This is a genomic window from Deinococcus apachensis DSM 19763 (assembly GCF_000381345.1).
GTDB classification, from domain to species: Bacteria; Deinococcota; Deinococci; order Deinococcales; family Deinococcaceae; genus Deinococcus; species Deinococcus apachensis.
Window position 1 is genome coordinate 244,269 of record NZ_KB906400.1, and the last position, 12,718, is coordinate 256,986.

The following is a 12,718-nucleotide window of genomic DNA, read 5'->3' on the forward strand; positions in this document are numbered from 1 at the left end:
TTAGTGCTGCTGCCGCTGCACGTAGACGGCGAGGAGGATGATCGCGGCCTTCACCACGAGCGCCGCCGCGTCGGGCACCCCCTTGGCGAGCAGCGTGAAGCGGATCAGCTGGATGATGAGCGCCCCGAGCAGCGTCCCGATGATCGTCGCCCGCCCGCCCGTGAGCGCCGTGCCCCCCACCGCGACGGCCGCGATGGCGTCGAGCTCCATGTTCAGCCCGACCTGATTCGCGTCCGAGGAGGAGTTGATCGCGATGACGATCAGGCCCGCGATCCCCGCGAGCAGGCCGCTGATGCCGTACACCAGGAGCTTCACCCGCCGCACGGGCACCCCCGCCAGCCCCGCCGCCCGCTCGTTCCCGCCCACCGCGAGGACGTAGCGACCGAACACCGTGCGCGCCATGATCCAGGCGAACAGCGCGACGATCACCAGCATCAGGATCACCTGGAAGGGAATGCCGAAGGGGCGCCCCAGCCCGATGTACTGGAAGGTGGTGTTGGAGAACGTCTGGAGCTGGCCGTTCGTCATGACCTGCGCGATCCCGCGCCCGGCGATAAACAGGATCAGCGTGGCGATGAAGGGCTGAATGCCGAAGCGCGTGACGAGCGTGCCGTTGAAGAGGCCGAACACACCCGCGACCAGGACCGGCACGGTGAAGGCGAGCAGGATGCCCAGGGCCGGGCTCCCGAAGGGCGGGTGGAGAAACAGCATGGGCGCGAGCGCCCCGCTGATCGCCATGAGGGCCCCCACGCTGAGGTCGATCCCGCCCGAGGCGATCACCAGCGTCATGCCCACCGCGACGATCACGATGGTGGCGACCTGCGTCAGATTCACGTTCAGGGTCTGCACGCTCAGGAAGTGCGGCGTGAAGAGGGCGTTGAACAGGAAGAGCAGCACGAGCGCTCCAAGCGCCGCGAGAATCTGCGCGTTGCCCCGTAACCAGGAAACGCGGGGCCGGGAGGGAACCGCCGCCTGGGGAACGGTCACGGTATTGGGGTTGGAGTCAGGCATGGGCGCCTCCTTCCGCCTCGACCGGGGCCGAGCCGTGGGCCATCACCGTCATGATCGCGTCCTGGGTCAGCCCCTCGCGGGGGAGTTCCGCCACCGAGTGCCCGTCACGCAGCACGACGACCCGGTTGGAGCCCTCCGCCAGTTCCTCCAGCTCGCTGCTGATCATCAGCACGCCCATCCCCTCGCGGGCGAGTTCGCTGAGCAAGCTCTGGATTTCGGCCTTGGCCCCCACGTCGATGCCGCGGGTGGGCTCGTCGAGGAGCAGGAGTTTGGGATTGAGGCACAGCCAGCGGGCCAGGAGCACCTTCTGCTGGTTGCCGCCGGAGAGTTCGCGGATCTTCTGGTCCGGCCCCGCGGTCTTGATCCCCAGCCGGGCGATGAAGCGGTCCACCACCTCGGCCTGCCGCGCCGGATTCACGATGCCCGCGTGGGACAGGGCGGGGAGCAGCGCGAGCGTGAGATTCTCGCGCACCGTCATGTGGGGGATGATGCCCTCCGTCTTGCGGTCCTCCGAGCAGAAGCCGATGCCGCGCGAGATCGCGTCGGCGGGGGAGTGGAACGCGGCGGACTTCCCGTTCACCCGCAACTCGCCGCCCGTCAGCTCGTCGGCCCCGAAGATGGCCCGCGCCGTCTCGCTGCGCCCGGAGCCCAGCAGGCCCGCCAGGCCCACGATCTCGCCCGCGCGGACATTCACGCTCGCCCCCCTCAGGGCCGGGCCGGAGCGCAGGTCCCGCGCGTCGAGGACCGTCTCGCCGGGTGGCCCGGTGCGCTCGAAGGCCGTCTCGCCCTCGCGGCGCACCTCGCCGATCTCCTTGCCGAGCATTTTCGCCACGAGTTCGAGCTTGCTGATCTCCCCCATCGCGCGTTCGTCCACGGTGCGCCCATCGCGCATGATGGTCACCCGGTCGCACACGGCGTACAGCTCGTCCAGGCGGTGCGAGACGAACACGACGCTCACGCCCTCCGCCTTGAGTTGCCGGATCACGCCGAACAGCGTCTCCACCTCGCGGTCATCCAGGGAGGAGGTCGGCTCGTCCATGATGACGAGGCGGCTCTGATACGACACGGCGCGGGCGATGGCGACCATCTGCTGCACGGCGACGCTGTAGGACGAGAGAGGCCGGGTCACGTCCACCCGCACGTCGAAGCGTTCCAGAAGCCGCTTCGCCTCCGCGTTCATCGTGCGCCAGTCGATCAACAGCCCCCGCCTGGGTTCACGCCCCAAAAAGACGTTCTCCGCCACCGAGCGGAAGCCGACGAGGTTCACCTCCTGGTAGATCGTGCTGATGCCGCCACGCTGAGCCGCCTGCGGCGAGTGGAAGTCCACCTCCTGCCCGGCGAGGTGGATGGTGCCCCGGTCGCGGCGGTACGCGCCCGTCAGGATCTTGATCAGGGTGCTTTTCCCCGCCCCATTCTGCCCGATCAGGGCGTGAACCTCGCCGGGCCCGACGCGCAGCGAGGCGTCCTGAAGGGCAAGGACGCCGGGGAAGGTCTTGGTGATGCCCTCCATCAGGAGGAGGGGTTGCGCTGGGTTCACGTCGCTCCCTTAGGTATGCAGCGCTGAAGAGGCGAGGGAGGCCCACGGAAAGCCTGCGCTCCGTGAACCTCCACCCGTCTGGTCCTCAGTACGAGGTGCTGATGCTGGCCTTGGCGTTGGTCGAGTCGAAGAAGCGGTCGGGGTTGATGATCTTGGCGGGGATCTTCTCGCCCTTGGCGTAGCGCATCAGCGTCTCGAAGGCCTTGGGGCCGAAGCGCGGGTTGCACTCCACGGTGGCGCCCAGCTTGCCGTCGATGATCGCCTGCAGGGCGTCCTTCTCGCCGTCGATGGAGACGATCATGACGTCCTTGCCGGGCTTCTTGCCCGCCGCCTCCAGCGCGGCGATGGCGCCCAGGGCCATCTCGTCGTTGTGGGCGTACACGGCGGTCACGTCGGGGTGGGCCTGGAGCAGCGTCTCCATGACCTGGCGGCCCTTGTCGCGGGCGAAGTCGCCGGTCTGCGAGGCGACGATCTTCATGCCGGGGTACTTCTTGATGTAATTGGCAAAGCCCGCCTTGCGGTCGTTGGCTGGGCTGGAGCCGGTCGTGCCCTGGAGCTCGATGATGGTGGCCTTGCCGTTCATCTTCTTCGTCAGCCACTCGGCGGCGCGCTGGCCCTCCTGCACGAAATCCGAGCCGATGAAGGTCACGTAGTCCTGGCCCGCCTTGGCGAGCGACGGGTCGACGTTGCGGTCGAGGAGGATCACGGGAATGCCTGCGGCCCGCGCCTTTTTCACGGCGGCGGCGAGGGGCTTTTCCTCCCGCGGCGCGAGGAAGATCGCGTCCACCCGCTGCGCGATCATGGAGTCCACGTCGCTGACCTGCTTGGCGGCCGATCCGGCGGCGTCGGTGTACACGAGCTGCCAGCCCATCTTCTTGGCCTCGTCCTGCATGCTCTTCGTCTGGGCGAGGCGCCAGGGGTTGTTGCTCTCCGTCTGGGCGAAGCCGACCTTGTAGGTCTTCTTCACCGCCAGCTTGGGCAGCCCCTGGGCGAGGGCGAAGGCGGCGAGGGCGGCGGCGGCGAGCGTGGCCGAGGTGACAAGGATTCGCTTCATGGTGCTTCCTCCTGAAGTCCCATACGGGACATTGCGAGCCGGTGGTGGGCATTGGCAGCCTGGACGACGAATCGGGAACTCAGCGCATGTCCTCCCTTGTGCTCAGCGGCGGAAACCTTAGATTTGTGAAGACTTCCCCAAGAGTGCGCCTCGGTGCGGAAACTGTCAACCCCGGCCGCGGGGGAGGTGGCGTTGACCTTCCCCGCCAGGCGGACCTAAGGTGGGACACACAGTTCAAAACCCGCCCTCTCCCCCGCCGAGTTCAGGAGACGCCATGCCCGAAATCAGTCCTTCCCGCCGAACCGGAGCCCCATGCGCGCCCTGATGTTCGAGGCGCCGTGGCAGATGCCGCTGCGCGAGGTGGAAGCCCCGCAGCCCGGGCCGGGTGAAGTGCTCGTGCGGGTCCGGGCGGCGGGCGTGTGCGGCTCGGATGTCCACGGCTTCACTGGCTCGACCGGACGGCGCAGTCCGGGCGTCATCATGGGCCACGAGTTCTGCGGCACCGTCGAGGCGCTCGGGGAGGGGGTGGCCGGGCGCGCGGTGGGGGACCGGGTGGTCGTGCAGCCCATCATCTCCGACGGGACCTGCCCCCAGTGCCGGGCCGGGCGCCCCAACCTCTGCCTGAACCGCCGTGGCATCGGCTGGTCGGTGAACGGCGGGTACGCCGAGTTCGTGAGCGTGCCGGAACGCAACGCCCTCCCCCTCCCGGACGAGGTGAGTTGGCAGGAGGGTGCCCTGGTCGAGCCGCTCGCCGTGGCGCTGCACGCGGCGAACCTCACGCCGCTGGGCGTGGGGGACACGGCGGTCGTGCTGGGGGCGGGACCGGTCGGATTGCTGACCGTGCTGGCGCTGCGGCTGCGCGGGGCGGGCCGGGTGATTGTGAGCGATCTCAGCCCACACCGCCTGGAGCTCGCGCAGCGGATGGGTGCCGACGAGGTACTCCACGCGGGCGAGGTGGACCCGGTGGAGACGGTGCGGGCGCGGACGGGCGGGCTGGGCGCGGACGCCGTGCTGGAAGTCGTCGGCCTCACCGCCACCGCGCGGCAGTCCGTTCAAATGGTCCGCAATGGAGGGAACGTGACGTGGGTGGGCAACTCGGCGCCCACCGTGGACATGCCCATGCAGGAGGTCGTCACGCGCGAGATCACGGTGCGGGGGGCCTACGCCTTCGTGGAGGAGTTCGGGCGGGCGGTGGAGTTGCTGCGCTCCGGGCGGGTAGACGTGACCCCCCTGATCGAACGGGTCGCCGGGCTGGAGGAAGGCCCGGACCTCGTGCGTGACCTCGCGCGGGGCACCCTGGACGCGGTGAAGGTGGTGCTTGAACCCTGAGCGGGCTGGGCTTCCTGATCGTCGGGCCGGGGAAGGTCGCCCATACCCATGCGCAGGCCCTCGTGGACCTGCCGGGCGCCCACCTCACGGCCGTGTGTGGCCGGAACGAGGAGCGCACCGCCGCCTTCGCCGCCGAGTATGGGGCGCGCCCCTTCACGGACCTCGCTGGCGCCCTGAATGACCCGGAAGTGCGGGCGGTCATCCTCTGCACTCCGCATCCCCTCCACGCCCAGGACGCCGTGCAGGCCGCGCGGGCCGGAAAACATCTCCTCGTCGAGAAGCCGCTCGCGGTGAGCCTAGAGGACGCCGACCGCATGATCGCGGCGGCGCGGGAGGCGGGGGTCAAGCTCGGGGTGGTCAGCCAGCGTCGCCTGTACGAACCGGTCCAGCGGGTGAAAGCGGCGATCCTCGCCGGAAAGATTGGGCGGCCCGTCCTCGGGACCCTCAGCCTGCTGGGGTGGCGCGGGCCGGAATACTACGCGATGGACGCCTGGCGCGGCACCTGGGCAGGCGAGGGGGGCGGCGTGCTGGTGAACCAGGCGGTGCATGGCCTGGACCTCCTGCAATGGTTCATGGGGCCGGTCGCGGAGGTCTCGGGCGCCTGGGCGAACCTCAACCACCCCGGGATCGAGGTGGAGGATACGGCGGTCGCCACCCTGCGCTTCGCGGGTGGGGCGGTGGGCAGCGTCGTGGTGAGCAACAGCCAGAATCCCGGGCTGTGGGGCCGCATCCACGTCCACGGGGAGAACGGCGCCAGCGTGGGCGTGCAGACGGACGGGGGCTCCTCCTTCGTGGCGGGCGTGACCCAGGCGGTCGAACCCCCCATCAACGACCTCTGGACGGTGCCCGGCGAGGCGCACCTGCTCCCCGCGTGGCAGGCGGGGGACCGCGGGCGCGCCGCCCACCAGGGCGTGATGACGCACTACCACCGCCTCCAGATCGGGGATTTTGTCGCCGCCATCCGCGAGGAGCGCGAGTCGCTCGTCCCCGGCGAGGAGGGGCGCAAGACGGTCGAGCTGATCGAGGCGATCTACCGGGCGGGCCGCGAACACGCGGCTGTCCCGTTCCCGCTGGGGGGCTGACGGCCGCCGCGGGAGAAGCCTGCCGAAACACCGCATGCCCACCGCGGGTCCGGGACGATCACGTCCTGCACCCGCGCCGTCCTCCAGCACCAAGGGCGGCGCTTGCCCGGAGTTCGAGTTCCCCGCACCCCGGGACGGGGGTGGACAGGCCGTGGCCTGGGTTCCCCATGAACGTGTCCTGCTGATCCTGCGGCACGGGGCGTTCTTCAGCGCCCCGCCTCGTCCTGCTCCACCCGGTCGAATATGGCGATGACCTGCTCGAAGGCCTCGGGACCCACCCGGATGACCCCGGAAAAGGGCCGGTCGAGCGCGAGCACCAGAAACAGGATCAGCGCGATGGTCCCCGACAACGACAGCACGATCAGTCCCTGCGACCACGCGCTCCGCACCCCGAAGAAATACGAGAAGGTCACCGTCACCAGCGCCCCCACCCACAGCACCCCCCACATCAGCCCGGGCAGCCGCGACTGGCTGCTCAGGAGCCGCAGCCGCCGCTCGTCCCCCAGGTCGTTCAGCCGCTCCAGCGCCTGGGTATACCAGGCGTTCTCGTACGTGGTGCGGGGAGACAGCCCCAGATACCCCGCCCACAGTCCGTCGTAGGCCTGCTGGGTCTCGGGGCTGGCCCCACCGCGGGCCAGGGCGGGCCACTCGCGGCCCACCACCGTCTCGGCATAGCTGCGCAGGTCTTCGCGCCGGGCCATACGGGCCTCGGCGGGAAAGGCGCGGGCGCCGCGGTAGAGGTCGGCCAGGGCGTTGGCCTCCCGCTCTACCCGGGTGCGGGCCTCGCCCTGCTCCTCCCAGGCGACGATCACCACGAAGGCGAGCAGGACGGCGTAGACCACCCCGATCACGGCGTAGACGAAGCCCGCGACCTCGCGGTGTTCCTCCAGGGTGGAGAGCCGCACCGAGCGGCGCACCAGCCCCATCCCGCCCAGCGAGACCAGCATGGCGGCCAGCATGAACAGCAGGGCGGCCAGCCACCCCATCAGCGCCGCCACGGCGTGAGCGCCCGCCCGGCGAACCCGGAGAGAAGGGCTGCGCCCCGGGGAACCGGGACGGCGGAACGGGGCCGCTTCACTGGGCCTTGCGCCTTGAACACGGAACACCTCCAGCGGGGGGCCTGCACCTCCGGCCATGAGCGGGGCCGCTTTATCCGGCCGCGTGGGTACTGGGTGCGGCTCCGGCGGGCCGTAGGGCAGATGGCGCTCACGCTGGCCGCCGGGTCGTGAGTCCGGTCCTGGCGGCGTTGCCACTGCTCATGCGAAACGGCGGTGAGTCGAAGACGGGGGCGAGCGGACGGGCACAGCTCCCCAGGAGCGTGAGCAACAAAGAAGACCGGCGGGCGGCGGTGGACGATGGGCGGGTCAGCCTTCGCCCTGCCGGGCAAGAAAGGTGAGGGGCCGCCCCCGAGTCTGGGGCCAGCGAAGGCGGCGCTGTCCCGCAGGTTCTGGAACTCAGAGCCAGCCAGCCTCACACCGTGACGCTGACCTCGTAGTCCTCGCCGCTGGGCGGCGCCCCCAGCACCGGCTGGAACCGCGCGATCTCCTCCTGAAACAGCCCGCTGGCCTCGGCCGCCTGCAACGCGGCCTCGCTCTCCCAGAGGGTCAGCAGCACGCCCCGGCCCGACCGGGCGTCGGTGAGCAGACGCGCCCCCGCGAACCCTGGCTGCCGGGCGAGGAGGGGCGCCACCACGTCGCGGTAGATGAGAACGGCCCCGCTCATCTTTCCGGGCCGAATCTGTACGGTGACGATCCGTGCGTGCATCCTTCAGCGCCGCCTTCCGGGAGGGTCGGTGTTTCGCCGTCCTGGCCTCCCCGTTCCTCTGCCCCGAGGATGCCAGGCCCAGCGTGACGCGCCCGTGATGCGCCGCGCGCCACCACACCCCACATCACGGGGGCGCGCGACCCCGGTCCCGGCCGGGCACCTCCCCCGGATAGGCGGCTCCTGCCCCGTCAGACCGCCTTGCGCCGGGTTCCCGAACATCCCGCCAAAAGGGCGGGGGCCGTTCAGGGCGCGGAGCCCTTTTCGTCTCCTGCTCGCATCGGGGCCCGTATCAGTCCGGCCGCACGAGCCGCGCCACCGCCGCGGCGAGAACGGCCTGGGGATCGTCCGGGACCTGCGGGTCTCCGGCGCCCCGTTCGGGCCGCTGCCGGACGGGCTGCCGGTCCACGCTCTTGGTGGCGGGGTGCCGCGCCACGAGGTCGAGGAGGGCGGCGGCCCGCTCCGGCTCGCCGCAGGCCAGGTGCCACTCGGCCCAGCGCGCCACGGCCCGCAGGACCTGCGGCAGCTCCCCCAGGTCCCACAGCACGCCCAGCCCCTCGCGCAACTGCCGCGCGCCCTGGTCCAGCGCGCCCAGGGCCGTCGCCGACCGGCCCAGGTCCACCAGCAGGATGCCCTCCAGCCGCCGGTCCCCGCTGGTGCGCGCCCGCCCCAGCGCCTCGCGGGCCGTGGCGACCGCCCGGGCGAACTCCCCCTGCTCGTGGAACGTCTCGGCGAGGCTCGACAGGAGCTGGGCCAGCAGCCGCGGCAGGCCGATGTCGCGCGCCAGCCTCGCCCCGTCCTCCAGCCGCGCCACCGACTCCGCCAGGTCTCCCCCGTAGGCGGCCAGGCACCCCAGGTTGTTCAGCAGCCGCACGATCTCGCTGGGGTGCCCCAGCTCGCGGTGCAGCGCGAGGGCCGCCTCGTAGTGCCGCCGGGCCCCGGCCAGGTCGCCGCCGTCCAGGGTGACGTTGCCCAGCAGGTTGAGGCTGTCCGCCAGCCCCGCCCGGTCACCCCGCGCCCGGGCCAGGGCCACGGCCTCCTCCAGCCGGGTCCGGGCCAGCCCGTAGTCGCCCCGGCGCCAGGCCAGGTTACCCAGCAGGGCGAGGCCGGTCCGGGCCGACGCCTCCTCCCCCAGGGTGCGGGCCAGGGCGCGGCCTCGCCCAGCCCAGTCCTCCGCCTCGCCGGGGCGGCCCAGGCGGTGCAGCAGCGGGGCGCCCGCGACGAGGACGCGGCACAGGGCGGCCCTCTCCGCGGGCCCGGCCTCCCCCAGGGCCGCCACCGCCCGGGTGAGCCACTCCACCCCCTCGCGGTGGCGGGCACGGGCGGTGGTGTACTCCGCCAGGGCGGCGGCGGAGCGCCCCAGGTCACCCGCCCGCCCCTCCTCCACGGCCCAGTCCCAGGCGAGGCGGACGTTCTCCCACTCCGCGTCCACCGCCGCGAGGGCCGCCTTCTGCCCCGGGCCCCGTAGGGCGCCCTCCAGACCCTGGAGAAAGCAGTGGAAGAACGCGCCGTGCCGGGCCCGCAACTCGGCCTCCCGCGCGGGGTGCGCGGCGAGCTTCTCGCGGGTGTAGCCGTGGAGCAGCAGGTGGCGGTCGTACCGCCCGTCCGGGCTCAGGCGCAGCAGCGACTTGTCCACCAGGGCCGCCAGCAGGGGGAGCGGCGCGCCCGCGACCTGCCGCGCCGCCTCCAGGCGAAACCCGCCCCGGAAGACCGTGAGCCCCGCGAGCAGTTCCTGCTCGGCGGGGGCGAGCAGGCCCCAGGAGTGCTCGAAGGTCGCGCGCAGGCTGCGGTGCCGGTCCACGCGGCCACGGTCGTCGCGCAGGAAGTCCACGCTCTGCCCCAGCTCCCGGGCGATGTCCTCCAGGGGCAGCACCCGGGCCCACACCGCCGCCAGTTCCAGGCCCAGGGGCGAGCCCTCGACGAGCTGGCAGATCCGCAGCAGGTGCGGCAGGGTCCGCGGCTCCAGCGGGAGGTCGGGCCGCACCCGCCGGGCGCGCTCCAGAAAGAGCTGCACGGCGTCGAACTGCTGGCCCTCGACCAGGCCCACGTCCCCGTCCCAGGGATACCCCAGCCCGCCGACCGGCAGCAGCCACTCGGCCTCGGCGCCCAGCCGCTCGCGCGAGGTCACGAGCAGGTCGAGGCCGGGACACTGCCCCAGCAGGTCGAGGAGAGCGGCCACACCATCCAGAACGTGCTCGAAGTTGTCGAGCACCAGCAGCAGCCGCCGGTCGCCGATGGCGCGCAGGACTTCCGGCAGGGGGTCGGGCTGGCCCCGGGGTGCCAGGCCCAGGCTCTCGGCGACGCGCGGGACGACCGGGGCGCCGGGGGGCAGCGCGGCGAGCGGCACGAAGACCACGCCGCCCGGGTAGCGGCCCGCCAGGCGCCGCGCGGCCTCCAGCGCCAGCCGGGTCTTGCCGATGCCCCCAGGGCCGGTTAGGGTGAGCAGACGGCGGTCCGGCGCGGACAGCAGCCGCGTGATGGCAGCGAGTTCGAGGTCGCGCCCGACGAAGGAGGTCGGCACGCGGGGAAGAAGCGCGGGGACCCCGGCGGGGGGGGCCTGATCCGGCGGCGCGGGCGGGGTGCCGGGCCGGTCCCGCAGCTCCCGGCCCAGCCTCTCGAGTTCGGCGGTGGGGGCGAGGCCGAACTCGGCGCGCAGCCGCTCGACGAACACGTGGTAGACCCGCTGCGCCCGCCCTTGGTCCCCGGCCCGCCGCAGGGCGCCGACCTGGGCCTGGAGCGCCACCTCGTCGGGTTCGCCCTCCTCCAGCAGGCGGCCCAGCAGCTCGGCCGCCTCCAGGTGGGCGCCCTGCCCCGACAGCTCCTCGGCCCGCCGCAGCAGGGCGACGCGCCACAGCTCGCGCAGCCGCCCGCGCTCATGCGTGAGCCAGTCCGCGAACTCGCCCGGCTCGTCGCCCTCCAGCCGGTCCATCAGGGTCCCGCCGTAGCGGGCCACAGCCTCCCGCCAGCCCTGCCCGCCCGCCGCCCCGGTAAAGCCCGTCACGTCCGTCCGCACCGCCCAGCGCAGCCGGTGGCGCTCGACCTCCAGCTCGGGGGCCACGTCCAGCGCCCGCACCCGGACCAGGAGCTGGCGGAGGTTGATGCGGGCCAGGTCTGGGGCGCTCTCCGGCCAGAACAGGGCGGCCAGCTCCCCGCGGTCCACCCAGCCGCCCTGATAGGCGAGGTAGGCCAGGAGCTGGTAGCGTTTGTCGGGCAAAAAAGACGTGACGTGGGCCTCGTGCTCGGCCTGCACCCTGCCCAGCAGCCGAACCGAGGTCGTCATGCCGCGCCCCCGGGCGGGAAGAACGTCCCCACGCGGCGCCGCGCTGAGGTCGTCTGATCCGGCCGCCTTCCCGAACGGCGCGCCCCGGGATGTGCCACGTCCCCTCCCCACGTCCTGGATGTCCCGGCCCCCTCAGGGTGACCCGGCGAGTTCGCCGACGACTCCGAAACCGTCACCACCCTCGGCCGGGCGACGGTGCCCGGCGCGGTCTGCACGTTCAGCGTACCCGATGAGCTTGCCCGCGGGCCACCGGGCGGGGCCGCCTCACAGGGCCGACTCAGGTCGATACCGTTGTCGCGGTGAACAAGAGGAAAACGTGCTCCTGGTCGAGTTTTGCTCCCTCCCCCCTGAGGACGCCTGAGGCGAAATGAGAAGGTGGGGGAAGGCGTGTTTTCGTCGTCTGACACGCGGGAGAGGAGCACTCGCCACCCCTCTGCGAGCAGCTCCGCGAGTCTCCCGCAAGGGGAGAGGGAGAAAAAAACTTCGTACGATACGGCGCTTTCCATCTCTCAGATCAGGCGTTGAGGAGAGGAGTAAAAAGCCTGACGTGCGTCGGACCTGGACAGCATCACGCCCGCGTCACGTTGGCTGGCGCAGACTCCTCCTGGACCCGCTGCCTGAACCCGCGGCCCTGCCCGCAAGCGCCGAGGAGGCCCCATGACGGCCACCGTGACCCGGACCCTGGGGGCGCTGTACCGCGCCCACCGCCCCCGGATGCTCCTGACCTACGCCCTGAGCCTGCTGGAGAACGTCTTCGACCTGCTCTACCCCCTTGCCACCGGGCTCGCCATCGACGGGCTGCTGGCGGGGCGGTTCGCGGGGCTCGCGCTCTTCGCAGGCGTGTGGCTGGCGCACACTGTCACGGGGGTGGTCCGGCAGCGCTTCGACACCCGCACCTTCACGCACATCTACGGGGAGCTCGCCGCGCGGATGGTGGCGGAGCAGGTGCGCCGGGGCCTGCCCACCTCGCAGGTCGTGGCGCGCAGCGCGCTGGCCCGCGAGGTGGTGGACTTCTTCGAGCGCGACGTCCCCGGCGTGCTGGGCTCGCTGGTGGGCTTCGCCGGGGCGCTGGGGATGCTCTTTGTCTATGACCGGCTCACCGGGCTGGCCTGTCTGGCCCTGCTGGTGCCGGTCGCCCTGTTCAGCCGTCCCGCCGCCCGGCGGGCCCTGACGCTCAACCGCAAGCTCAACGACGAGCTGGAGCGCGAGGTGGACGTCCTGTCCCGGCCGCGCGGCGCGGCGGTGCGGGACCACTACCGGCGGCTGGCCCGCTGGCGCGTGCGCCTGTCGGACACGGAGGCGGCCCACTGGGGGGTGCTGGAACTGTTCCTGATCGTCCTGGCGGGGTTCGTGTTCGTGCGGGCGGCGGGGCTGCCCAACGCCCAGCCGGGGACCATCTACGCGGTGATCGCCTACCTGTGGAACTTCATGGACAGCCTGGCGGGCATCCCCTTCCTGGTGCAGCAACTCGCCCGCCTGCGCGACATCACCGGCCGGATGGAGTTGGAGGCCGGGGGCGGGGCGGGGGCGCCGGACCCCGGGGCCGGGTGACGCCCGGACGTGATGCGGCGCGGGGTGGTCTCGCCCCTCACATCACGCTCGTGTCACGTTCGGAGGCGCAAACTCCTGCTGAGCTGCCGCGCGGGCCCCGCCCCGGCCGGGGG

10 protein-coding genes are annotated in these 12,718 nt (G+C 72.1%); 4 read left to right on the plus strand and 6 right to left on the minus strand.

Translation table 11 applies throughout. From position 1 onward, the window contains the following. The 3 genes from F784_RS0108015 to F784_RS0108025 form a co-directional block, all read right to left on the minus strand. Entirely contained in the window at positions 1–1,011 is a 1,011-nt protein-coding gene (locus F784_RS0108015; RefSeq protein ID WP_019586207.1) for an ABC transporter permease, read from the minus strand. Further along, positions 1,004–2,548 (minus strand): sugar ABC transporter ATP-binding protein, encoded by a 1,545-nt coding sequence (locus F784_RS0108020; RefSeq protein WP_019586208.1) that lies wholly within the window; start codon positions 2,546–2,548, stop codon positions 1,004–1,006. Before F784_RS0108020 ends, F784_RS0108015 begins: the two co-directional genes overlap by 8 nt. Positions 2,549–2,633: 85 nt before the next feature. Continuing rightward, positions 2,634–3,602: an ABC transporter substrate-binding protein gene (locus tag F784_RS0108025; protein WP_019586209.1), complete on the minus strand. Its 969-nt coding sequence runs from the start codon at positions 3,600–3,602 to the stop codon at positions 2,634–2,636. 312 nt (positions 3,603–3,914) lie between these two features. Between F784_RS0108025 and F784_RS0108030 the strand changes: the two genes are divergently transcribed. Beyond that, positions 3,915–4,931 (plus strand): zinc-dependent alcohol dehydrogenase, encoded by a 1,017-nt coding sequence (locus F784_RS0108030; RefSeq protein ID WP_019586210.1) that lies wholly within the window; start codon positions 3,915–3,917, stop codon positions 4,929–4,931. Between the two features lie 17 nt (positions 4,932–4,948). Then, on the plus strand, positions 4,949–6,013 hold the full coding sequence (locus F784_RS0108035) for a Gfo/Idh/MocA family protein (protein WP_281166697.1): 1,065 nt from the start codon (positions 4,949–4,951) through the stop codon (positions 6,011–6,013). Between the two features lie 206 nt (positions 6,014–6,219). On the opposite strand, the gene F784_RS0108040 is transcribed toward F784_RS0108035, so the two are convergent. Further along, complete coding sequence (locus F784_RS0108040; protein WP_169405662.1) at positions 6,220–7,011, minus strand: bestrophin-like domain; 792 nt, start codon at positions 7,009–7,011, stop codon at positions 6,220–6,222. 93 nt (positions 7,012–7,104) lie between these two features. Here F784_RS0108040 and F784_RS26585 point away from each other — a divergent pair, with 93 nt between their 5' ends. Further along, positions 7,105–7,242, plus strand: coding sequence for a hypothetical protein (locus tag F784_RS26585; RefSeq protein WP_169405663.1), 138 nt, complete (start codon positions 7,105–7,107; stop codon positions 7,240–7,242). A 241-nt stretch (positions 7,243–7,483) separates the two neighbouring features. On the opposite strand, the gene F784_RS22605 is transcribed toward F784_RS26585, so the two are convergent. Beyond that, positions 7,484–7,777 carry an antibiotic biosynthesis monooxygenase family protein gene (locus tag F784_RS22605; RefSeq protein WP_019586213.1) on the minus strand — a complete coding sequence of 98 codons (294 nt, stop codon included), beginning with the start codon at positions 7,775–7,777 and terminating at the stop codon, positions 7,484–7,486. A gap of 289 nt (positions 7,778–8,066) precedes the next feature. Continuing rightward, complete coding sequence (locus F784_RS0108050) at positions 8,067–11,054, minus strand: ATP-binding protein (protein WP_026332357.1); 2,988 nt, start codon at positions 11,052–11,054, stop codon at positions 8,067–8,069. A gap of 657 nt (positions 11,055–11,711) precedes the next feature. Between F784_RS0108050 and F784_RS22610 the strand changes: the two genes are divergently transcribed. Further along, the gene (locus tag F784_RS22610; protein WP_019586214.1) at positions 11,712–12,605 is read left to right on the plus strand and encodes an ABC transporter six-transmembrane domain-containing protein; all 894 of its coding nucleotides are present in this window, start codon (positions 11,712–11,714) and stop codon (positions 12,603–12,605) included. The last annotated feature ends 113 nt before the right edge of the window (positions 12,606–12,718 follow it).